The 22381-nt window shown below is 32.7% G+C and carries 25 protein-coding genes; 1 reads left to right on the top strand and 24 read right to left on the bottom strand.

Features of this window, described 5'->3' with window-relative positions:
- Positions 1-20 precede the first annotated feature (20 nt).
- From rplS to ER639_RS01170, 21 genes are all read right to left on the bottom strand, one after another.
- Entirely contained in the window at positions 21-371 is a 351-nt protein-coding gene (rplS, locus tag ER639_RS01270) for a 50S ribosomal protein L19 (RefSeq protein WP_129063936.1), read from the bottom strand.
- A gap of 124 nt (positions 372-495) precedes the next feature.
- Positions 496-1209 (bottom strand): tRNA (guanosine(37)-N1)-methyltransferase TrmD, encoded by a 714-nt coding sequence (gene trmD / locus ER639_RS01265; protein WP_129063935.1) that lies wholly within the window; start codon positions 1207-1209, stop codon positions 496-498.
- Positions 1206-1706, bottom strand: coding sequence for a ribosome maturation factor RimM (gene rimM / locus ER639_RS01260; RefSeq protein WP_129063934.1), 501 nt, complete (start codon positions 1704-1706; stop codon positions 1206-1208). Before rimM ends, trmD begins: the two co-directional genes overlap by 4 nt.
- Before the next feature lie 49 nt (positions 1707-1755).
- Complete coding sequence (locus ER639_RS01255; RefSeq protein ID WP_129063933.1) at positions 1756-1980, bottom strand: KH domain-containing protein; 225 nt, start codon at positions 1978-1980, stop codon at positions 1756-1758.
- Between the two features lie 5 nt (positions 1981-1985).
- On the bottom strand, positions 1986-2261 hold the full coding sequence (gene rpsP / locus ER639_RS01250) for a 30S ribosomal protein S16 (RefSeq protein ID WP_129063932.1): 276 nt from the start codon (positions 2259-2261) through the stop codon (positions 1986-1988).
- Between the two features lie 92 nt (positions 2262-2353).
- Positions 2354-3706: a signal recognition particle protein gene (ffh, locus tag ER639_RS01245; protein WP_129063931.1), complete on the bottom strand. Its 1353-nt coding sequence runs from the start codon at positions 3704-3706 to the stop codon at positions 2354-2356.
- Between the two features lie 9 nt (positions 3707-3715).
- Positions 3716-4078 (bottom strand): putative DNA-binding protein, encoded by a 363-nt coding sequence (locus tag ER639_RS01240; protein WP_129064414.1) that lies wholly within the window; start codon positions 4076-4078, stop codon positions 3716-3718.
- A complete protein-coding gene (gene ftsY / locus ER639_RS01235; RefSeq protein ID WP_129063930.1) occupies positions 4071-5282 on the bottom strand; it encodes a signal recognition particle-docking protein FtsY in 1212 nt (403 codons plus the stop codon). Before ftsY ends, ER639_RS01240 begins: the two co-directional genes overlap by 8 nt.
- On the bottom strand, positions 5279-8866 hold the full coding sequence (gene smc, locus ER639_RS01230; RefSeq protein ID WP_129063929.1) for a chromosome segregation protein SMC: 3588 nt from the start codon (positions 8864-8866) through the stop codon (positions 5279-5281). The genes ftsY and smc overlap by 4 nt, the downstream gene beginning before the upstream one ends.
- 1 nt (position 8867) lies before the next feature.
- Positions 8868-9590 (bottom strand): ribonuclease III, encoded by a 723-nt coding sequence (gene rnc / locus ER639_RS01225; RefSeq protein WP_129063928.1) that lies wholly within the window; start codon positions 9588-9590, stop codon positions 8868-8870.
- A 124-nt stretch (positions 9591-9714) separates the two neighbouring features.
- Positions 9715-9948, bottom strand: coding sequence for an acyl carrier protein (locus ER639_RS01220; RefSeq protein ID WP_129063927.1), 234 nt, complete (start codon positions 9946-9948; stop codon positions 9715-9717).
- A gap of 40 nt (positions 9949-9988) precedes the next feature.
- Positions 9989-10726 (bottom strand): 3-oxoacyl-[acyl-carrier-protein] reductase, encoded by a 738-nt coding sequence (gene fabG / locus ER639_RS01215; RefSeq protein ID WP_129063926.1) that lies wholly within the window; start codon positions 10724-10726, stop codon positions 9989-9991.
- Entirely contained in the window at positions 10719-11645 is a 927-nt protein-coding gene (gene fabD, locus ER639_RS01210; protein WP_129063925.1) for an ACP S-malonyltransferase, read from the bottom strand. The genes fabG and fabD overlap by 8 nt, the downstream gene beginning before the upstream one ends.
- Positions 11638-12621, bottom strand: coding sequence for a phosphate acyltransferase PlsX (gene plsX, locus ER639_RS01205; protein WP_129063924.1), 984 nt, complete (start codon positions 12619-12621; stop codon positions 11638-11640). The genes fabD and plsX overlap by 8 nt, the downstream gene beginning before the upstream one ends.
- On the bottom strand, positions 12614-13186 hold the full coding sequence (gene fapR, locus ER639_RS01200) for a transcription factor FapR (RefSeq protein WP_129063923.1): 573 nt from the start codon (positions 13184-13186) through the stop codon (positions 12614-12616). The genes plsX and fapR overlap by 8 nt, the downstream gene beginning before the upstream one ends.
- Before the next feature lie 127 nt (positions 13187-13313).
- A complete protein-coding gene (locus ER639_RS01195; protein WP_129063922.1) occupies positions 13314-13937 on the bottom strand; it encodes a class A sortase in 624 nt (207 codons plus the stop codon).
- A gap of 10 nt (positions 13938-13947) precedes the next feature.
- Positions 13948-16002, bottom strand: coding sequence for an ATP-dependent DNA helicase RecG (recG, locus tag ER639_RS01190; RefSeq protein ID WP_129063921.1), 2055 nt, complete (start codon positions 16000-16002; stop codon positions 13948-13950).
- Positions 15989-16861 carry an L-serine ammonia-lyase, iron-sulfur-dependent, subunit alpha gene (gene sdaAA / locus ER639_RS01185; RefSeq protein ID WP_129063920.1) on the bottom strand — a complete coding sequence of 291 codons (873 nt, stop codon included), beginning with the start codon at positions 16859-16861 and terminating at the stop codon, positions 15989-15991. The genes recG and sdaAA overlap by 14 nt, the downstream gene beginning before the upstream one ends.
- Positions 16862-16871: 10 nt before the next feature.
- On the bottom strand, positions 16872-17537 hold the full coding sequence (gene sdaAB, locus ER639_RS01180) for an L-serine ammonia-lyase, iron-sulfur-dependent subunit beta (protein WP_129063919.1): 666 nt from the start codon (positions 17535-17537) through the stop codon (positions 16872-16874).
- 131 nt (positions 17538-17668) lie between these two features.
- On the bottom strand, positions 17669-19309 hold the full coding sequence (locus ER639_RS01175) for a DAK2 domain-containing protein (RefSeq protein WP_129063918.1): 1641 nt from the start codon (positions 19307-19309) through the stop codon (positions 17669-17671).
- A gap of 13 nt (positions 19310-19322) precedes the next feature.
- Positions 19323-19697, bottom strand: a complete 375-nt coding sequence (locus tag ER639_RS01170; protein ID WP_129063917.1) for an Asp23/Gls24 family envelope stress response protein — start codon at positions 19695-19697, stop codon at positions 19323-19325.
- A gap of 295 nt (positions 19698-19992) precedes the next feature.
- Between ER639_RS01170 and rpmB the strand changes: the two genes are divergently transcribed.
- Positions 19993-20181, top strand: a complete 189-nt coding sequence (rpmB, locus tag ER639_RS01165) for a 50S ribosomal protein L28 (protein ID WP_129063916.1) — start codon at positions 19993-19995, stop codon at positions 20179-20181.
- A gap of 47 nt (positions 20182-20228) precedes the next feature.
- On the opposite strand, the gene ER639_RS01160 is transcribed toward rpmB, so the two are convergent.
- The 3 genes from ER639_RS01160 to rsgA are packed head-to-tail and all read right to left on the bottom strand — an operon-like array spanning position 20229 to position 22381.
- Positions 20229-20864, bottom strand: a complete 636-nt coding sequence (locus tag ER639_RS01160; protein ID WP_129063915.1) for a thiamine diphosphokinase — start codon at positions 20862-20864, stop codon at positions 20229-20231.
- On the bottom strand, positions 20865-21512 hold the full coding sequence (rpe, locus tag ER639_RS01155; RefSeq protein WP_129063914.1) for a ribulose-phosphate 3-epimerase: 648 nt from the start codon (positions 21510-21512) through the stop codon (positions 20865-20867).
- The gene (gene rsgA / locus ER639_RS01150; protein WP_129063913.1) at positions 21512-22381 is read right to left on the bottom strand and encodes a ribosome small subunit-dependent GTPase A; all 870 of its coding nucleotides are present in this window, start codon (positions 22379-22381) and stop codon (positions 21512-21514) included. Before rsgA ends, rpe begins: the two co-directional genes overlap by 1 nt.

Here is a 22381-nt window from a genome sequence, read left to right as displayed (position 1 = left end):
GCGCTTCGGTTTTATCGTTATTAACGAATTTCTTTGATACGTGCAGCTTTACCACGTAAGCTACGTAAGTAGTATAATTTCGCACGACGTACTTTACCACGACGTAATACTTCAATTTTCTCGATTTTAGGAGTGTGTACAGGGAATGTACGTTCAACACCTACACCGTATGAAATTTTACGAACTGTGAAAGTTTCTGAGATACCGCCACCACGACGTTTGATAACAACACCTTCGAATACTTGGATACGTTCACGAGTTCCCTCTACGATACGTACGTGTACTTTTAAAGTGTCACCAGGACGAAATGCTGGGATGTCTGTGCGCAATTGATCTTTAGTAATTGCATCGATTAATACATTGTTTGACATAATATTCTTCTCCTTCTGCCTATGTTCTTGAATCATTTGTTCAGCGGATCATAGTGATATATGTGTGAATCACACTTTTGTAATATTACCATATGTTATGTTGTAAAGCAATCCTTATTGACAATTATTTTAATGAATTTAAATATTTTCGATCTTCATCTGTTAAAGGATAATGCTCTAATAAATCTGGACGACGATAAAATGTTCGTTTTAAACTTTCTTCGTGTCTCCATTTTTCAATTAGTTTGTGATTACCACTCATTAAAACATCTGGTACTTTTAATCCTTCGTAATCATAAGGACGTGTATATTGTGGATATTCTAATAAACCTGTAGAAAATGAATCATCTTCATGACTTTTTTGCGTAATGGCATCAGGAATAAGACGTACAATAGCATCAGTCATTGTAATTGCTGCATACTCACCACCAGTTAAAACGTAATCACCTAATGAAATTTCATCCGTTACAAGTTCAGTTCTAATACGCTCATCATAGCCTTCATAATGGCCACAAATAAAAACTAAATGTTCTTCTTTTGCTAGTGATTCCGCCATTTTCTGATTAAATGGTTTCCCTTGTGGGCACATTAATATCACACGCGTTGATGATGTCGTTTCAAGTTGAGCCATCGCATTAAATATAGGTTCTGGCTTCAACACCATCCCTTGTCCACCACCATATGGATAATCATCCACTTGATTGTGTTTATTATTAGCGAAGTCCCTAAAATTGATGGTATTAAACTGGACAACACCCTTTTCCTTTGAGCGCTTCATAATAGAATGATTAAGTATATCAAACATTTCAGGGAACAATGTTAAATAATCAATTCTCACGATAAAAGTCCATCCATTGCTTCAATTTCTATGCGTTTTTGATCAATATCAACCACTTTAACAACTTGTTCGATATAAGGAATCAAGTGCTCTTTATCACCTTTAACAACCCAAACATCATTAGCACCCGTTTCAAAAATTTCTGTTACTTTTCCAATAAGATCTGTTCCATTATAAACGTCACAACCAATGATGTCTGAATAATAATATTCATTTACTTCTAATTGCAAATCTATATCTTCAACATCCTGAAACAAATCATGGCCTTTAAACTTTTCAACTTCATTGATATTTTGAACACCTTCAAATTGAAGCATGTGAAAATTTTTATGCACTCGATATGATTTGATTGTAAAGATATTTTCTTTACCTTGAAATTTTATCTTTACTTGTTTTCCTTTTTTAAAGCGCTCACTTGCAAAATCTGAAGCAGATAATACTTTTACTTCTCCACGAATACCGTGCATATTAACAATTTTACCAATATTAACTTCCATCGCTACCTCCAAATTTCTTCATAAAAAAAGAGTACCAAAAATGGCACTCTTAATCAATTTCTACAAACACTTTCTTATCGCTTTTATTTGCACCAGTTACAATTGTACGGATTGCTTTTGCAATGCGTCCTTGTTTACCAATTACTTTACCCATATCATCTGGATGAACAGAAATATGATAAGTGATGCTTTTATCATGGTCTTCTTTAGTGATACGGATATCATCTTTAAAGTCCACTAGCGGTTCAATAATCGTTTGTAATAAATTTTCCATTACGATTACTTCGCAATTCTTTGGTTATGGAATTTTTCCATGATACCTTGTGTAGATAAAATGTTACGTACTGTATCAGTTGGTTTAGCACCTTCAGCTAACCATTTTAAAGCTAATTCTTCATTAACTTTGATTTCTGCTTCAGGTTTTGCAACTGGATTGTAAGTACCGATTGCTTCGATGATACGACCATCACGTGGTGCACGAGCATCAGCAACTACGATACGGTAGAAAGGGTTTCTTTTTGAACCCATACGTGTTAAACGAATTTTAACTGCCATTTTTATTTCTCCTAACTATTGTTTAATTACTTTTAATATCATAACAGGTCATTATATCTTTGTAAAGTACTTTTTCTTTACCAATTTAAAAATTAAAATGGTAAATTCATACCTTGGAATGGATTGCGACCTTTTTTACCTTTTTTCATACCACTAAATTGCTTCATCATCTTTTTCATTTCTTCAAATTGTTTAATTAATCGATTGACTTCAGACATGCTTCTTCCTGATCCTTTTGCAATACGTTTCTTTCTTGAAACATTAATGATTGCAGGATTTTCTCTTTCTGCTTTAGTCATCGATTGTATAATGGCTTGAATATGATCAATTTGCTTAGCATTCATATTGACATTGTTTAAGCCCTTCATCTTATTTGCACCAGGAATCATTTTTAAAAGTTCATCTAATGGTCCTAAAGCTTTAACTTGTTCTAACTGTTCTAAGAAATCATCAAATGTAAATGTTGATGTTTTCATTTTTTGTTCTAATTCTTTCGCTTTAGACTCGTCAACTTGTGATTGTGCTTTTTCAATTAAGCTTAAGACATCACCCATACCTAAAATACGGCTAGCCATGCGCTCAGGATGGAATAATTCTAAACCATCCATTTTTTCACTCATACCAACAAATTTAATTGGTTTTTGTGTCACACTACGAATAGAAAGTGCAGCACCACCACGAGTGTCACCATCAAGTTTTGTTAAAGTAACGCCGGTAATATCTAATTGTTTATCAAAACTTTCAGCAACATTGACAGCATCTTGACCAGTCATTGAGTCAACAACTAACATAATTTCATCAGGTTTAGAAATTTCTTTTACTTCAACAAGCTCATTCATAAGTGCTTCATCAATATGTAAGCGACCTGCTGTATCAATAATTACAAAATCTAAATGCTCTTCTTTAGCATGAGCTAAAGCTTTTTCTGTAATTTCAGCTGGTTTCACTTGATCACCTAAAGTAAATACAGGGATATCAATTTGTTTACCTACAGTTTGTAATTGATTAATCGCAGCTGGACGATAAATATCACATGCAACGAGTAATGGTTTTTTATTGTATTTTTTGCGCATTAAAAGTGCAAGTTTTCCAGCCGTCGTTGTTTTACCTGCCCCTTGTAAACCAACCATCATCACAACTGTTGGTGGCTTTTTATTCATATTAATACTTGTGTTTTCTGAACCCATTAATGTTGTTAATTCTTCTTGAACAATCTTAATGACTTGTTGCCCAGGTGTTAATGATTCCATCACATCACTACCTAAAGCACGTTCAGATACCGTTTGTACAAATGATTTAACTACTTTAAAGTTGACGTCGGCTTCTAATAAAGCAAGACGCACTTCTCGCATCATCATTTTTATATCTTGTTCAGTGACTTTACCCTTACCACGAATCTTTTGCATCGTGGCTTGTAGTCTGTCTGATAATCCTTCAAATGCCATAATATCCTCCTATTCGATACTTTCCAGAGATTCAATTAATTGATTAAAATTGTCAATAATACTCGGGTGTATCGTTGTTTCCAAAGCATTCACTTGCTGCTTTAGTTGATTCATAATTTGTTGACGTTGTTCAAAATTTTGAAACAACTTTAACTTACTTTCATAGTCCTCTAACAATTCATCAGTTCGTTTAATATTATCATACACAGCTTGTCTTGACACATCTTTTGATTCTGCAATTTCAGATAAACTTTCATCTAAAAGGTAATAACGTTCTAAATAATTTTTTTGTTTATCTGTTAAAAGACATTGATAAAAGTCAAATAAGTAATTCATTCTCATTGTTTTATCAAGTTCATGACCATTACGCATCTTTTTGTTCACTCTCATCCACTTCAGGAGTTTCTACTTGTTCTGAAGACTCAATCATGTCAGCAAATAATCCGTATACGTAACTTTCTGCATCGAACGGTTGTAAATCGTCTAATTTTTCACCAAGACCAACAAACTTTACAGGTATATGTAATTCGTTTCTAATTGCTAATACGATACCACCTTTTGCAGTACCATCTAATTTTGTTAATACAATACCAGTTACATCTGTCACTTCTTTAAATGCTTTTGCTTGGACTAATGCATTTTGACCTGTTGTTGCATCTAAAGCAAGTAATACTTCATGTGGTGCATTCGGAATCGCTTTAGATAAAACTTTTTTAACTTTTTCTAATTCGTTCATTAAGTTTGCTTTATTTTGTAAACGTCCAGCTGTATCACAAATTAAAATATCAACACCTTTATTTTTAGCAGCATTGACTGCATCGTACATTACAGCTGCTGGATCAGATCCTTCTTTTTGTTTGATCACTTCTACACCAACACGGTCTCCCCAAACTTGTAATTGATCAATCGCACCAGCACGGAAAGTATCACCCGCGGCAAGCATTACAGTTTTACCTTGCGCTTTGTAACGGTGCGCAAGTTTACCTATCGTTGTAGTTTTACCTACACCGTTGACACCTACCATTAAGATAACCGTTAATTCACCTTCTTGAATATTCATTTCTTGAAGTTTATCATCTTCTTGTTCATATATTTCAACAATTTTTTCAACGATTACTTCTCTTAAATCACTCGTTTCAGTAATGTTTTGACGTTTTGCTTCCATACGTAATGATTCCACTAAATCCATCACTGTATTAAATCCAACGTCAGCTTGAATTAACATTTCTTCTAAAGCTTCAAAGAAATCTTCATCAACTTTTCTGTATGTTGCTAACAAATCATTTAATCGATTTTGGAAATTCTCGCGTGATTTTTCTAATCCATCACGGAATTTAGCACCAATTTGCTGTGCTTCTAATGCCTCAAATTCTTCGATAGACATTAAATCATCATCATCAAAATCAAAAGACCAATCATTTTGTTTTTTTGCAGGTTGTGCTGCTGGCTTTACTTCAGGTTTAACGACTTCCGATTGATCTGGCTCACTTTTTAATTCGTTTAAATCCTCATTTAAAGGTTCAAAGTTTTCTTCTTTTTGACTAAAACGATTTCTTAATTTCTTAAAAAAGCTCATTCTGTCAGCTCCTTTACTTTTTCATCATTCAATTCTTTTAAATTCACGCTTAATAGTTTTGAAATACCACTATTTTGCATTGTTACACCATACAAACGATCACTTTGCTCCATCGTTCCTTTACGATGCGTAATAACAATAAATTGTGTGTCTTGCTTTAATGTATTTAAATACTTCGCAAATCGTAATACATTTGCTTCATCCAGTGCTGCTTCCACCTCATCTAAAATAACAAACGGTGCACTTCTTGCTTTTAATATTGAGAATAATAATACGATTGCCGTTAATGCACGTTCACCACCTGATAGTAATGAGAGATTTTGTCTTTTCTTACCTGGAGGTTCTACAAATATATCAATACCAGCATTTAAATAATCATTTGAATTCAAAACAATTTCACCATGTCCGCCACCAAATAGCGATTTGAAGATCGTTTTAAACGTCTCAGAAACTTGGTTAAATGTGTTCATAAATTTTTCAGTAACGGTTTCATCCATTTCTTTAATAATCGCTTCTAAGTTTGCCTTCGCCGATAATAAGTCCGTTTCTTGACTAGATAAAAATTCAAAACGTTCTTGCACTTCTTTAAATTGATCAATGGCATTTAAATTGACATTACCTAATTCATCAATCGCAAGTCTTGTTAACTTAACACGTTGTTTTAAGTGTTTAAAATCAATATTAGATAAATCTATTACTTTTAACTCATTTTGAATATATTGTAATGCTGATTCAAACGTATGTTGATATGTTTCACTCAAATGAGTCATTTTATTTTCCAGTTGTACATCTAATTTACTGTATTCTGACTTTAACTCACCAATACCCGTTTCAATATTCGTCATTTGTCTCATCAGTTCATTATATTGTTTTTCTTTTTCTTCAATATCATTTTGCAGTTGAGCTAGTGTCGATTTATTAGATAGAATAGTCTCTTCTAACACAGCCTTTTCTTCAGTTAATGTTACAACTTCTTTAGACTCAGAAGCTATTGTTTCTTTTAAATTATCTACTAATTGTACTTTATCTTCAGATTGAATCATTTGAATTTCATCTTTAATTTCTTGTAAACGATTTTGTTGGGATGATTTTTGTTGGTTTAAATGTTGTAAACGCTCATTAAGAATATTGATTTCATTATTCAATTGATATTTTTGATTGTTTAAATCTTTTTCAGCTACTTGACTCATTTTTTGTTGTTCTGTCAGTGCTACAATGCGTTCATCACATTCACTCAATTGATTATCAAATGTACTGACTTTTGAATTCAATTTATTTAATGTTTGTTGATTTTCAAAATGCAATGCCTTCTCTTGCTCAAACTGGGCAAATGATGCATTTTGTTGCTTCATTTGATTTAATTCTAGTTCTACTTTGCTTAGTTGTTGATTCAAATCATAAATTTGATCTCTATATGATTCACCTTCACGTTGTGATTGACTTAATTGGAATTCTGTTTCGGTTAAATCTTGTTTTAATGTTTGAAGCTCTGATTCAATTGATTGCGTTTGTTTTTCAAAAGTTGAAAGTTTCTTCACTACATCTTGAAGTTCTTCACGTTGTTTTAGAAGATTAGAACCTTTAACTTTACTACCACCACTCATTGAACCACCAGGATTAACAATATTACCATCTAACGTCACGATACGATATTTATATTGAATTAATCTGGCAATTTCATTAGCATCTTTAAGTGTATTACAAATAATCGTCGTACCTGCTAAATTTTCAACGATCGAACGGTAAGTGTCACTAGATTGAATTAATTGTGCTAAAACATCAATATAACCCGGATGATTTTTTATTTTTTCTAAAACTTCTATTGGTAACTTTCTTGGCTTGATAACGGTTAAAGGTAAAAATGTTGCACGTCCTAATTTCTTTTCATTTAAAAAACGAATCGCATTTCTACCACTGACTTCATCATCTACAACGATATGCTGTAAACTGCCACCTAAAGCTACTTCTAAACTTTCGGCATACTTCGTATCAATATGAATTAATTCTAAAACAGCATTATGAATGCCTTTTAATTGGTGTTTTTCTTTTAATAGATTACGTACACCTGTGTAATAACCTTGAAATTCATTTTGAACCTGTTCAAGTCGATTTTGCTTCAACTTTAATTGTTCTATAAACTTCAAAGCTTGATAATACTTTTCTTCAGTTGTTTTATATTGTTGCTTTAATTGATCTGCATTTTGAAGTAAATATTTATATTCCGCTCGTTTAGTGTCTTGTTTTTTTGTGATTGATTCAATTTCATGATTCAATTGATCAAATTCAATTTGTTTTTCTTTAAAATTTTGACTAATATCTGCTTGATGTTCACGCTTATTGGCCGCTTCTTTTTCGAATTGTTCAATCTGCCATTCCAAAGTTTTAATTTCATTTAATAAAGCTGTCTTTTGGCCATAAATATCAAAATATTCATTTCTTGTTTGCTCTATTGCTTCTACAATTGATGCTTCGGAATGCTCAGATGGCTGGTTTAACATTTTTAATTGCTGTTTTAGAGACTTTAAATTGCTATTGAGTGCCTCATATTGTGACAATAATGTTTGATGTGTTTCATTCAATGCATTATATTGACGATTTAATTTATCAATTTGAGACTTTGACGCTTCATTAGAAGTTAACATGTGATTCAATCTTTCCTTTTTTACATTGATTTCACCTGTTTTTCTCTCCATTTGTTCTGTTAAATTCAAAAATTGTTGTTGAGCTTCTTCTAAAGCTAAAGATGTTTCGTTTCGAGATGTCTTTAATTGACTCACTTTTGAATCCACAACCGTTGCTTTATCTTTTTTTATATGAGCAAGTTCCGTAAATGATTGAATTTCAGACTGAATGGTTTCAAATCGCTTTGAACCTACTTCAATCTCATGTGCAGTTACTTGTATATCGGCATCTTTCATTTCTTCTACCAATGATAAGTACTCTTTTGCAATACTTGCTTCAATTTCTAATGGTTCCAGACGACCTTTTAAATCGTATATTATATCGTGCACACGATTTAAATTACTCATCGTTTCGTCTAATCGTTCAACTGTTTCTTTTTTTCTTTTTTTATACTTTAAAACTCCTGCTGCTTCTTCTATCAAATGTCGTCTATCTTCAGGCTTTGCATTTAATATCTCATCAACTTTACCTTGAGAGATAATACTAAATGCATCCTTACCTAATCCAGAATCTAAAAATAGTTCTGTAATGTCTTTTAGCCTAACTTTTTGTTGATTAATATAAAACTCACTATCACCTGAACGATAAAGTTTACGTTTAATTTCAATCGTTTCATGGTCTAATTGCAATTTTTTAGCGGAATTATCTAATACCAGTGCAACTTCACAAAAATTCATCGACTCTTTATTTTTTGCACCAGAGAAAATAACATCTTCCATTTTCGATCCACGCAAACTTTTAGCTGATTGTTCTCCTAATACCCATTTAATTGCATCAGTAATATTACTTTTACCAGAGCCATTAGGTCCAACAATCGCTGTAACACCAGTATCAAATTTTACGATTGTTTTATCTGCAAAAGATTTAAATCCTTTCGCTTCTACTAATTTTAAATAAACCATATTACTCCCCTAATAAAAGTTTTAATGCATTTTTGGCCGCACTTTGCTCTGACTCTTTTTTAGTACGACCAGTCCCTTCACCACAAATTTCATCTCCGATTTTTACTTGTGATGTAAATGATTTAAAATGAGCTGGACCAGATTCGTCGATCAAAATGTAATCGACTTGTACTTTACTTTCTTTATGAATCAATTCTTGTAAATGTGTTTTATAGTCCAAAATACCTTCTAACACTTCATTCGTGATATTTGGAAAAATAAATTGATTAAAAAAAGCATGAATGGCATCCATACCTTGATCTAAATAAAGCGCACCAACAAATGCTTCAAAAACGTCAGCGATTAAAGACGGTCTTTTTCGACCCCCTGTTTTCTCTTCCCCACGACCAAGTAAAATCATTTGATCGAAATTTAACAATTGAGCAAATGTCACAAGTGAAGGCTCACATACAATTGATGCACGTAATTTCGTTAATTTCCCTTCAGGCAAATCAGGATAATTACGATATAAATATTGTGATACCACCAATTCTAACACCGCATCTCCAAGAAACTCTAAACGTTCATTATCAGTGCCTTTTTCAAGTTTAAAATCATTGATAAAACTTGAATGAGAAAACGCTTGAATATATATTGCTGTTTGATTTGGTTGAATGTTTAACGCTGCCAATTTTTCATTTAATTTTATTTGATATTTATTAATAATTTGTTCATGTCTCGTCATTATTTCACCTCCATATATCCATCTCTTTATTTTACGTTAATTCCATAGTAAACAAAAGTAAAATCTATATCGAACATATAAAAAAAGAAGCAGGTTAAACCTACTTCTAAAAATGATAAGACAATTATTTGTTTAATGATTCGATATACTTAACTGCGTCACCAACAGTGTTGATTTTTTCAGCATCTTCATCAGAAATTTCCATATCAAATTCGTCTTCTAATTCCATTACTAATTCAGCGATATCTAAAGAGTCAGCACCTAAATCATCTTTAAAAGAAGCTTCAGCTGTCACTTTATCAGCGTCAACACCTAAACGGTCAACGATAATATCTTTTACTTTGTCGAAGTTTTCCATTATATTCACCTCCTTAAAATACTTATATTTATTGTACAATTTAATGCATATACATACCACCATTTACATGGATTGTTTGTCCTGTTATATAGTTTGCTTGTTCACTCGCTAAAAATGAAACGACATTTGCGATATCTTCAGGTGCACCGAAATGATTTAATGGGATTTGACTTAACATACCAGACTTTATATCTTCAGATAATTTATCTGTCATATCTGATACGATAAATCCAGGTGCTACAGCATTCACTGTAATTCCTCTACTTGCAAGTTCTCTTGCAAACGTCTTCGTTAATCCTTCTACACCCGCTTTACTTGCAACATAATTAGCTTGTCCTGCATTACCAATACTTCCGACGATACTACTTAAATTAATGATTTTCCCAGATTTTTGTTTTAATAACTGTCTCGTTGACGCCTGTACAACGTTAAATACTCCTAATAAATTCGTATCAATAACAGATTTAAAGTCTTCTGGTTTCATTCGCATCATCAATGTATCTTTAGTAATCCCTGCATTATTAACAATAATATCAATTGCACCAAAATGTTCAATCACTTGTTTAATCATTGATTTAACTGCTTCATGGTCACTGACATCACATTGCAAAGCGATAGCTTGTTGTCCCATCTTTATTATTTCTTCTACTACTTCATTCGCTTTTTCAACATTACCTGAGTAGTTGACTACGACATGATGACCATCTTGTGCAAGTTTTAAAGCAATCGCTTTTCCAATACCTCTTGATGCTCCAGTTACTAAAGCAATTTTAGTCATTTAAAACACTCCTTATTTCCTCTAGCGAAGAAACACTTTGTATTTCTACCGATTTCCCATTTTCTTTCGCTATTTTTTTCACTAAACCATTTAAAACTTTACCAGGTCCGATTTCAATAAACGTAGTCGCTCCTTGATTAAGTAAATATTCAATAGAAGCCTCAAATTCAACAGTACCGTAAAGCTGTTTAACTAATAAATCTTTAATTTTTTCTACAGAATTACTTGGCAAAGCTGATACATTTTGAATAACCGGCATATTAGGCTCATTGAATGAAAATTGATCTAAAAAGGTTCTAAAATCATCAGCGATAATTTTCATTAATGAAGAGTGAAATGGGCCACTCACATTTAAAGGAATAATCTTTTTAATATTTAATGCACTTTTTTGTTCAATTAACTGGTCTAATGCTGCTTTATGGCCACTAACAACAATTTGACCTGGTGCATTAATATTAGCAATTTCAAGCTGAATTTGATCATTAGAAACTTGCTTTAATGCTTTTTCAATAGTTTCACGCGATGTCCCCATAATAGCGGCCATTGCGCCGATACCAACAGGATATGCATTTTGCATCAATTCACCACGTCTTCTAGTAATTTTGACAGCATCTTCTGATGAAATCACACCACTTGCAACTAATGCAATATATTCACCTAAACTATGACCTAAAACAAAATCAGCATCAATAGAATGATTTTCTAAAATACTACATGCATGCATTACAATGGCTGGTTGTGTATTTTTTGTTTCTGACAATGTTTCTAATGGTCCTTCAAACATTAAAGATAATAATTCTTGGTTTAATTGTGATTGGAGGTTATTTAACTGGGCTTGATAAGATTCTTCTTCATATAAGTCCTTGGCCATGCCGACAAACTGGGCACCTTGACCAGGAAACATTAAAACTTTACTCAATATGAGACACCTCTTTTGTTAATGTTTCAACAACGCTTTCTTCTGCTATTTTTTTAGCTTGCTTTAATGCATTATAAAATGCGCGACTGTCTGATGAACCATGTGCCTTAATCACAACACCATTCACACCAAATAACATTGCCCCACCATATTCAGATGCATCCATTTTATCTTTTAATCCTGATAAATCTTTCTTTAATATGCCAGCAGCAATTTTATTTTTAGTATTGGCAGTTAAAGTCGTTTTTAACATTTTGAAAATACTTTTTGCAGTACCTTCTAAAGTTTTTAAGACAATATTACCTGTAAAGCCATCACAAATCACAACATCACTTGACTCTGTTAATAATGTTTTAGGTTCAATATTACCAACAAAGTTTAATGTTGTGTCAGATGATAGCAATTGATAGGTCTCTTTCGTTAATGCATTACCTTTTTTCTCTTCTGTCCCAATATTAATAAGACCAATTGAAGGATTACTAATGTTACGAATCGCCTTAGAATATATATTGCCCATTAAAGCATATTGATGTAAATGCTCAGGCTTACTATCAGCGTTAGCACCCATATCTAATAATAAAAAACCTTTATCATCTATTGTAGGCATTACAATACCTAGTGCTGGTCTTTCGATACCTTTAATGCGTCCTACAATAAATAATCCTGCACTCATTAATGCACCAGTATTGCCAGCAGAAACACATGCATCCGCATCACCATTTTTTACAGCTTCAGCCATTTTAACCATAGATGCATCTTTTTTCCTTCTAATTGAACGTACAGGTTCATCTTCCATCGTTATTTGCTCAGTACAATGTTGAAAATGAACATTCGGTTGATCAAACTGATTATATTTTTCATCACCAAAAACCAAAATTTCAACATCTTTAAATTCATTTGTAAATTGTTTAATACCTTCTATCACGATTTGTGGGGCATCGTCGCCACCCATTAAATCTACAGCTATTTTAACCATTTTTTTCATCCTCACTTTGATAAAACATTTCAAAAGTTCCTTTAAATACGATTTTTTGTTTAACAGTACTCATAACATTAATCAATGCACGGTGATTACCTTTTGATATTAATTCTGCTTTTGTAATGACTCTATCACCAAGTTTAACTGGTTTAACAAATGTCACTTCACTTTTGGCAGTCAGTGCAAAATCATCATTCATGATTGCAACGCAAAGTGAATTGGCTTGTGCAAATAAAAAATGTCCTCTGGCGATGTGATTACGATCAAATACATGATCTTCAGTAATATCCAAAATTGAAATTGCCACTTTATCTAATTGTAAGTCGATAATTTCACCAATAATTTCATCCATTGGTAGTGCCTTTACTTCATCTAATTTCATGACAGCAGCATCTTTTATACGCTCTCTTAATTCAGGAATATTTTTTTCAAGTCGATCCAATCGAATCGTTTGAATGCTGACTTTAAAATATGCACTTAACGCCTCGTCCGTTAAAAATGGATCTTCTTTAAGTTTATCTAATAAAGCTTGTTGTCTTTCATTTTTAGTTAATTTTTTCATCATAATCCTACCCTTTTAGTAGTTGGTGCTAATACTAGTATATAGTATCATATTCCTAGTATTACAAGCAACAAAAAAGAGATTGAGACAGATATGTCCCAATCTCTTCAAGATTAGTAATACTATTTTATGATGCTTTTTTTATTATCTTTGCTTTTACAATCATACGTTTTTCAAACAATAAAGTTTCAGGATTGTAACTATCACAAGTAATTAAAGTTAATTCTTGTGGTTTTCCTTTGTGTTCATCCAAAACACCAACTTCAGTAGGTTTTACTTGGAATATTTTATATATTTTATAAGATTTAGTACCATCGTTTGTAACAATTTGTACTTTATCACCAATTTTTGCTCGATCTAAATAATTAAAGCGAATTCCCGCACCTTCAACTCGGTGTCCGGCAATCGAGATATTTTGTTCTTTTAAAGTTTCCCCTTGCTCAACTAAAGAAACACCATTTTTCAAATTGATTTGTGTTGCAGGTCCTTTTAATAATGGTTCATTTATTTTAGCTGCCGGAATTTTTAAATATCCAAGCATGTTTTTCTTTAATTTTAATTTTTCTGGTTCAGTTTTAGTAATCCACTTTTCAATTTCGTTGACTTTTGGATCTTCTTTCTTTTCGTAAGCAGCAATGATCTTATCGTTAACAATATCCGTAAAATACTCACGAATATTTTGCCAAAAGAACATCACTAATGCCGCGGCGATAAGCAATACACCTACCGTTCTTAAAATAATTGTCTTCATCTTTCACCTCTTAGTTTGTTTGATAAGCTACAATATCGTTTAATATATGCTGTTTTAAAATCTTATTTTCTTCTAAATCTATTGCACCATTTAATATTAAACTACTTGCCTCATCTCTGGCAACTTCTAACATTCGGTAATCTTCGACAATATTGGCAACTTTAAAATCTGGAAGTCCACTTTGTTTAACACCAAAGAAATCACCAGGACCACGCATTTCTAAATCCTTTTCACTTAATACAAAGCCATCGGTTGTGCTGGTCATAATGTTCATACGTTCAATACCTGTTTCACTTTCCGGATTACTGATCAATACACAATAACTTTGATGTTCACTTCGTCCCACACGACCTCTAAGTTGATGTAATGTAGATAATCCAAAACGATCCGCATCATATATGGCCATTAATGTGGCATTAGGAACATTCACACCGACTTCAACAACTGTAGTAGAAACTAAAATATCCAATTCATGATTGGCAAATTGCATCATTATAGCATCTTTTTCAATGGGTTTCATTTTACCATGTAATAATCCTACGCGTTCATTTCCAAAGCGTTGTTGATAATATTCATAAATCTCAACTGCATTTTGAACATCTAATTTTTCAGAAGCTTCTATTAAGGGACAAATCACATACATTTGTCTTCCTTTACTGATTTCAACCTTTGCCATTTGAATAATAGATTCAATTTCTTGATGTTTTGCCCATGTCGTAATGATTGGTTTTCTCCCTTTTGGCATATGTTTAATCATAGAAACGTCCATTTCGCCAAACACAGAAATGGCTAGCGTCCTTGGGATAGGTGTTGCTGTCATAAACAAAACATTACTATCTGGACCTTTTTCACGTAGTAACTTTCTTTGATTAACACCAAATCGATGTTGCTCATCCGTAATCACCAATCTTAAATCTTTAAAAACAATTGGATCACTGATTAAAGCATGTGTACCAACCAATATATCAATTTCACCTTGGACTAGTTGCTCAAGTATTAAAGCTCTTTTTTTACCTTTAACAGAACTCGTTAATAAGGCAATATTGGCACGATCACCAAATAATTCTGATAAACTCGTTGCATGTTGTTCTGCTAATATTTCAGTTGGCACCATTAAAGCACTTTGTAATCCACAAGTCTTTAGTGCATACATACAAATCGCAGCTACAACAGTTTTACCAGAACCGACATCCCCTTGTAGTAAACGATTCATTCTCATATCACTATGCATGTCACGAAATATTTCATTCACAACTTGCTTTTGAGCATCCGTCAACTCAAACGGCAACGTTTTAATAAATTGTTTTACTTCATCGATATTATAATTAATTTTACTTCTTATTTGAACACCATGTTCTTTTTTATGTAATAAACGCATCTTAAGTTGAAACAAAAATAATTCAATGAACGCAAATGATCGTCTTGCTTGTTTTAAATCTACATTATTGGTTGGCTGATGTAAAATAGCTAAACATTGATCCAAGTCCCAAAGTTTATATTTTTCTTTTAATTCAACTGGCAATAACGGATGTACGATTGCCTTATTTAATGCATCATGTACCATTTTTTTATAAGTTGCATTTTTAATCAGACCTTTTAGACTATATTTAGGCTGAAAAATCGGTTGATTTACATCTAGATCAACCGATACTTTTTGAAATTTAGTTCCTGATAATATTTGTTTTTTTAAATTAAACTTACCTGTAATTTTTACTAGGGCACCGATTTCAATATGTTGCTTAATATATAATTGATTAAAAAATTCGACTCTAACAGCCACTTCATTTACCATCATATGAAATGATATTTTGGATTTTTTTCTTCCAAAGTGTGCAATGCTTGGTGGTGTATATACTTCTCCAATTAAAGTAACTTTTTCGCCATCTGAAACAGAATGAATATCCATCGCAGTTTCATCATCATAAGCGTAAGGTAACTTTAATAATATATCTTCAATTGAATAAATACCTAATTCATTTAAATAACCTATTGATTTAGGACCAACACCTTTTAAATCAGATAACGGATGTTCAGAATGAATTAAAGTCAGTTTATTTTGTTCCAAAAATTCTTGCCTTCATTTCTTGGCCAGTCTTAGTACCAGCTAAGCCACCTCGGCCAGTTTCACGTAATGCACTAGGCATTGTTTGACCAATTTTATACATTGCTTCAATTACTTCATCTGTAGGTATACGACTTTCAACACCAGCAAGCGCCATATCTGCTGAAATAATCGCATTTGATGCCCCTGCAGCATTACGTTTAACACAAGGTACTTCAACTAAACCAGCAACCGGATCACAAACTAAACCTAACATATTTTTCAAGCAAATACTAAAAGCATTTGCACTCATTCTAGGGCTTCCACCAGCCATTTCAACGACAGCAGCTGCAGCCATTGCCGCTGCACTACCAACTTCAGCTTGACATCCACCTGCTGCACCAGAAATCGATGCATTATTCGCAACTACAAAACCAAATGCGCCTGTTGTAAATAAAAAGCGTACCATATCTTCACGTGAAGGATTTAATTTATCTTTAATACCAAATAATACGCCTGGCACAACTCCTGCACTACCGGCAGTAGGTGTTGCACAAATTAATCCCATTGCCGCATTGACTTCATTCGTAGCTACAGCCTTTGATACAGCATTTAAAACCAAGTCTCCACTTAAACTTTTACCACTTTCTATATATTTTCTAATTTTTACAGCATCCATTCCTGTTAAACCAGTTGGACTACTTACACCATTCAATCCTTTTTCAACAGCACGTTCCATTACTACTAAATTTTGTTCCATTTTCGCCATGACTGCTTCACGCGATAAACCTGAAACTTCCATCTCTTGTTCTATCATGATATCTGCAATCGCTTTTTGATCGCGTTCACATATTAATATTAACTCTTCTACACTTTTAAACATATTGCGCCCCCTAAGCTTCTGACATTAACGTAACTGTAACAACACCATCACATGCTTGAATTTGTTGAATGACTTCCTCATTTATAGAATCATCCAATTCACATGTCATTAATGCAAGTTCTCCACGTTCTTTACGTGCAACTTGCATTTGTCCAACGTTAATTTCATGTTCTCCAATAATTTGTGTCACTTTTGCGATTGTACCAAAAGTATCTTGATGGAATACAAGTAATGCGGGGTAATTCCCAGAAATTGCAATTGAGAAACCATTGAGTGCAACTATTTCAATTTTCCCACCACCAATTGAAATACCCTCAATCGTTAATTCTTTTTCACCATCAACCATATGAATGATAGCTGTATTTGGATGACTTCTTTCTTCATCCATTTCAATAAAATTAATCGTCATTCCACTATCTTTCGCAATTGTTAATGCATCTGGAATACGCGGATCATCTGTATCAAATCCCATCAATCCTCCTACTAAGGCTACATCTGTTCCATGACCTTTATATGTTTCCATAAATGAGCCATATAAGTAGATATCAGCTTGTTTCGGTGTTGAACCAAATAAATCTCTTGCTACCAATCCGATACGAACTGCGCCAGCTGTATGTGAAGATGATGGACCAACCATGATTGGTCCAATAATATCAAACACACTTCTATATTTCATGATAATTCCCCTTTTCTAAATCCATTGTTATATTTCTAATGCATATTTCTAAGACTCATCCATAATATACAACATTTTTGCATTAAAAAAAACTACAACAATGTGTAGTTTTCCTTATTATAACTTAATTTTTATTCAACAGAAAACATAAAGCTGTAAATCGGTTGTTTTCCATCTTGAATTTCAACTTCAACATCTTCATGATGTGTTTCAATATATGAAGTTAAAGCGTCAACGATTTCAGAAGTGGCATCTTCACCTTTAATAATTGTAACGATTTCAGAGTCTTCATCAATCATTTCTGAGATTAAAGTTTGGCACACTTTAAGTTGGTCTTTATCACTAACTGTTATTTTACCTTCATTTAATCCCATGAATGCGCCTTTTTCAATATTTACACCATCAATAGAAGTATCGCGAACAGCATATGTAATTGATCCTGATTTTACTGTTGATAATGCATTCGACATACTTTCAAAATTCTCTTCAACAGATTGTTCAGTGCTGTACGATAACATTGCCGCTAAGCCTTGAGGAATTGTTTTTGATGCGACAACTTTTACCGGAATTTCTAATACATCTGCTGCTTGTTCAGCTGCCATGATAATATTTTTGTTGTTCGGTAAGATAATTGCTTCTTTACATCCACTTGCTTCAATGACCTTTACGATATCCTCAGTTGATGGATTCATTGTTTGTCCACCACTGATAACATGTGTCGCACCGATAGATTTAAACAATTCAGTAATACCTTCACCCATTGAAATAGTAATCACTGCTTTGTCTACTTTTTTAATTTCATTTTTCTTCGCATCACGTTTACGTAATACTTCTCTATGTTGTTCACGCATATTTTCAATTTTTATTTTAATGATTTCACCGTATTGACTACCATAAGTTAATACTTCACCTGGCGTTTCAGAATGCACGTGTGTTTTAACAATTTCATCATCTGAAATCACTAATAATGAATCACCAAATTGACTCATATCTTCACGGAAATGATCTTCGTTAAATGGTTTTTTACCTGGTAAGAATCGTACCATCATTTCAGTACAGAAACCTGGAACGATATCTTCTGTTTTTACAACATCACCGAAGTCATGTTCATCATTAATAAAGTCATCATCTACTTTTTCTGATACAGGTTTAGCAATCGTTTCACCTTTTAAGATTGCAAGAAAACCTTCATATACAAACATAAGACCTTGTCCACCACTATCTACTACGCCGACTTCTTTAAGAACGGGTAATAAATCTGGTGTACGTTTTAATGAAGCATTACCATGCTTTACGATTGCTTCCATGATTTCAATCACATCATCTGTACTTTCAGCAATCTCCATCGCACCTTCACTTGCTTCACGCGCAACAGTTAAGATCGTACCTTCTACAGGTTTCATAACAGCTTTATAAGCTGTTTTGACACCTGCTTTAAAAGCTTTAGCAAATTTTAAAGCATCAATTTCAGATTCATTTTCAATATATTTAGAAAAACCTCTAAATAATTGCGATAAAATAACACCAGAGTTTCCGCGTGCACCCATTAATAAACCTTTAGAAAAAGCTTTACCAACATTACCAATATGTACTTCAATATTCTTTTCTGTTTCTTGTGCACCTGATGTAATTGATAAATTCATATTCGTCCCTGTGTCACCATCTGGCACTGGGAATACGTTTAATGAATCCACATAATTTGCATTTTGAGATAAGTTATTTGCTCCTGCAATAATCATTTCAGCAAATAGCTTGCCATCAATCGTTTTCATTTATGTATCCTCCCTATTCCTCATCATCCAAATTTATGACACGAACACCTTGAATATAGATGTTCACGGAATTTACAGTTAAGTTTAATGTTTTTTCTAACGTATATTTAACAGTTGATTGTACGTTGTTTGCTATTTCAGAAATTTTTGTACCATAAGCCACGATAATATACATATCTACATCGAGTGTGCCATTATTGTTTGTTACAATAACACCTTTAGAATAGTTATCGCGACCTAATATATCAGCAATTTGGTCACGCACTTGATGTTTACTTGCCATACCAATGATACCGTAGCATTCTACAGCAGCACCACCAGCAATTGTTGCAATCACATCACTTGAAATATCAATTGAACCAAATTCATTTTTAATTTCTAAAGTCATGATGAAACCTCCTTTTAATACATTCGTCATATTATTATACGCAATAATGATTACGAAATACAAGAAATGTCTTGTAAATATGAAAATTTTAATGAAAATCCAATGAGGTCGTCGCCTATTTTTCATATATAATGTAATATGTAATCATCAATAAGTAAATTAAAAATCGATATTTTTTATAAACCAATCTCATAAATCCATCGAATTAACTTGCATAACCTCAAAATTTATGATAAATTACTATGGTATGTAAAGTTAAGTGTATCTCTATATTCTATTAAAGGAGGATTTCAGCATGGCTAAAGTATGTTATGTTACTGGACGTAAAGCAGTTACAGGTAACAACCGTTCACACGCAATGAACGCTAACAAGCGTCGTTGGAATGCTAACTTACAAAAAGTTAGAATCTTAGTTGACGGTAAACCAAAACGTGTATGGGTTTCAACTCGTGCATTAAAATCAGGTAAAGTGACTCGCGTTTAATTGAATATATAGATACAAAAAAGACCTTTGTGTGAAAGGTCTTTTTTTTATGCTCTACTTTGAATCATGTAAACCATACCATTTTCAATTGTTATAGTTCCTCTTTCTGAGACAAATTCATTAGACACCGTTCTAGTGAGTCCAAAACGAATCTCATACTGTTCGACATTATACTTTAAATCTTCAATCGTGATTTTCACACCATCATTAATCGGCATAAACGAAACATATTGCTTATCTGATTCTTTTTCAATGATATGTGTCCCCGTTGTTAATACTGAGATTGTATTATCTTCATTTACAATATAATACTCTGTTTCTGATAACAAAACATCTTGATGTAGCAATGTTTGTAAATTCCCTAAAAAATGATCCAATCGTTTGCCTGTTGCGCCATGAATAAAAACTTTGCGATAACCAAGTTGTGTCGTAAATTGAAGCGCCACTTCTAAATCTGTTTCATTTTTTTCTGGTGGCAATTGTTCTATTTCAATTTTACTTTTTATATAATCTAATTCGTCTACAGAACAAGAATCAAAATCACCAAAGGCAGCAATTGGTCGAATGTCATTTTGTAATAAAATGAGTGTCCCTTTATCAACACCAATCCAATCTTCTTCACGATATTGATCAAATAGATCGAGTTTTAATTCATGATTTGTACATAATACATGTAAATTCATTTATTCACCTCTCAACTGCTTTACTGGTGTATGATAATCTTCATGTTTAAAGAAATATGATCCTGCAACCAATACATCAGCGCCTGCATCTACACATAATTTACTCGTTACTTCGTTTACACCACCATCAACTTCAATTTCAAAGTCAAGGTTGTGAGTCGTTCTATATTCTTTTAAGAATTTAATTTTATCTAAACATTCATTTATAAATAATTGGCCACCAAAACCAGGATTTACAGTCATTACTAAAACCAAATCAACCATATGTAAAACTGGGATAATTTGTTCAATCGGTGTTCCTGGATTTAATGTAATACCACTCTTAATTTCTAAATCCTTGATTTGTTGTATTGCACGATGAATATGTTTTGTAGCTTCTACATGCACTGTTATGATATCACTACCCGCATCTGCAAATTTTTGAATATAACGTTCAGGATTGGATACCATTAAATGTGTATCAATTGTTAAGTTTGTTACTTTTCTAATTTGATCGATAATTGGAAATGCAAATGAAATATTTGGTACAAAATCACCATCCATAACATCAAAGTGAATATAATCAATATTCGCTTCTTCTAATCGTTTAATTTCATTACCAAGATTTAAAAAATCACAACTTAATAAACTAGGTGCTACTTTTACCATTAATATCTCTCCTTCGTATTTTCAATCGTCGTAAACATTTGTTGATAATGTTCATACCTCGACTTTAATATTTCACCGGATTCAACTAAACGCTTAATTTCACATTTAGGTTCATTAATATGTAGACATTCTCTAAATTTACAATGCGTCTCATTTTGTCTAAACTCTGGAAAGCAATTTTTTAAAGAATATTTATCAACTTCAGTTAATTCCAATGAACTGAAACCCGGTGTATCTGCTATATAATGTTCATTCACGGGAATTAACTCAACATGTCTTGTTGTGTGTTTCCCACGATTTAATGCATTACTGATGACACCCGTATTTAAATCCGTACCTGGTATCATCGCATTAATAAACGATGATTTACCTACACCTGATTGGCCAGCCAAAACTGTAATCCCTTTAACCAAACTTTGTAAATGTTGTCTTTCTTCATTTGAAACAAAGTGAACTTCATATCCAATTTTTTTATAATATGCTAAATCAGATTCAATCTTATTAATTAATGCTTCATCTGCCAAATCTTTTTTTGTAATTAATAAAACGGGTTCAATGTGATAAGATTCGACGTTAACTAAAAATTTATCAATTAAATTTAAACTATAATTCGGCTCTACAGCACTCATTACGACGATTACACGATCAACGTTAGCCACTGCTGGCCTGACAATTGCATTTTTTCTCTCTTCAATATTAAGAATATATCCATCTGTTTGATTTTCAATTTGGAATTGAACAAAATCACCTACTAAAGGAGAAATACCTTTTTTTCTAAAGTTTCCTCTAGCTCTCGTTTGATAAATTTCATTTTCGTATTTTACATAGTAAAATCCACTTAAAGCTTTTATAATTTGGCCAATTTTCAT

Source organism: Macrococcus sp. DPC7161, from assembly GCF_004117835.1.
GTDB lineage: Bacteria > Bacillota > Bacilli > Staphylococcales > Staphylococcaceae > SDSC01.
This window is presented reverse-complemented; position numbering and strand designations above follow the sequence as displayed.

What these genes read in the sequence shown, in the direction of transcription:
- plsX (WP_129063924.1), bottom strand. Translation starts at nt 12,621, where the DNA reads ATGGTTAAAATAGCTGTAGATTTAATGGGTGGCGACGATGCCCCACAA.
- ffh (WP_129063931.1), bottom strand. Translation starts at nt 3,706, where the DNA reads ATGGCATTTGAAGGATTATCAGACAGACTACAAGCCACGATGCAAAAG.
- rplS (WP_129063936.1), bottom strand. Translation starts at nt 371, where the DNA reads ATGTCAAACAATGTATTAATCGATGCAATTACTAAAGATCAATTGCGC.
- ER639_RS01240 (WP_129064414.1), bottom strand. Translation starts at nt 4,078, where the DNA reads ATGCGTAATGGTCATGAACTTGATAAAACAATGAGAATGAATTACTTA.
- ER639_RS01195 (WP_129063922.1), bottom strand. Translation starts at nt 13,937, where the DNA reads ATGAAGACAATTATTTTAAGAACGGTAGGTGTATTGCTTATCGCCGCG.
- ER639_RS01220 (WP_129063927.1), bottom strand. Translation starts at nt 9,948, where the DNA reads ATGGAAAACTTCGACAAAGTAAAAGATATTATCGTTGACCGTTTAGGT.
- rsgA (WP_129063913.1), bottom strand. Translation starts at nt 22,381, where the DNA reads ATGAAAATTGGCCAAATTATAAAAGCTTTAAGTGGATTTTACTATGTA.
- rpe (WP_129063914.1), bottom strand. Translation starts at nt 21,512, where the DNA reads ATGGTAAAAGTAGCACCTAGTTTATTAAGTTGTGATTTTTTAAATCTT.
- ftsY (WP_129063930.1), bottom strand. Translation starts at nt 5,282, where the DNA reads ATGAGCTTTTTTAAGAAATTAAGAAATCGTTTTAGTCAAAAAGAAGAA.
- rnc (WP_129063928.1), bottom strand. Translation starts at nt 9,590, where the DNA reads ATGACGAGACATGAACAAATTATTAATAAATATCAAATAAAATTAAAT.
- fapR (WP_129063923.1), bottom strand. Translation starts at nt 13,186, where the DNA reads ATGAAAAAATTAACTAAAAATGAAAGACAACAAGCTTTATTAGATAAA.
- ER639_RS01255 (WP_129063933.1), bottom strand. Translation starts at nt 1,980, where the DNA reads ATGGAAAATTTATTACAAACGATTATTGAACCGCTAGTGGACTTTAAA.
- rpsP (WP_129063932.1), bottom strand. Translation starts at nt 2,261, where the DNA reads ATGGCAGTTAAAATTCGTTTAACACGTATGGGTTCAAAAAGAAACCCT.
- sdaAA (WP_129063920.1), bottom strand. Translation starts at nt 16,861, where the DNA reads ATGTTTAAAAGTGTAGAAGAGTTAATATTAATATGTGAACGCGATCAA.
- ER639_RS01175 (WP_129063918.1), bottom strand. Translation starts at nt 19,309, where the DNA reads ATGAAAACGATTGATGGCAAGCTATTTGCTGAAATGATTATTGCAGGA.
- fabG (WP_129063926.1), bottom strand. Translation starts at nt 10,726, where the DNA reads ATGACTAAAATTGCTTTAGTAACTGGAGCATCAAGAGGTATTGGAAAA.
- rpmB (WP_129063916.1), top strand. Translation starts at nt 19,993, where the DNA reads ATGGCTAAAGTATGTTATGTTACTGGACGTAAAGCAGTTACAGGTAAC.
- smc (WP_129063929.1), bottom strand. Translation starts at nt 8,866, where the DNA reads ATGGTTTATTTAAAATTAGTAGAAGCGAAAGGATTTAAATCTTTTGCA.
- rimM (WP_129063934.1), bottom strand. Translation starts at nt 1,706, where the DNA reads ATGGAAGTTAATATTGGTAAAATTGTTAATATGCACGGTATTCGTGGA.
- ER639_RS01170 (WP_129063917.1), bottom strand. Translation starts at nt 19,697, where the DNA reads ATGACTTTAGAAATTAAAAATGAATTTGGTTCAATTGATATTTCAAGT.
- sdaAB (WP_129063919.1), bottom strand. Translation starts at nt 17,537, where the DNA reads ATGAAATATAGAAGTGTGTTTGATATTATTGGACCAATCATGGTTGGT.
- ER639_RS01160 (WP_129063915.1), bottom strand. Translation starts at nt 20,864, where the DNA reads ATGAATTTACATGTATTATGTACAAATCATGAATTAAAACTCGATCTA.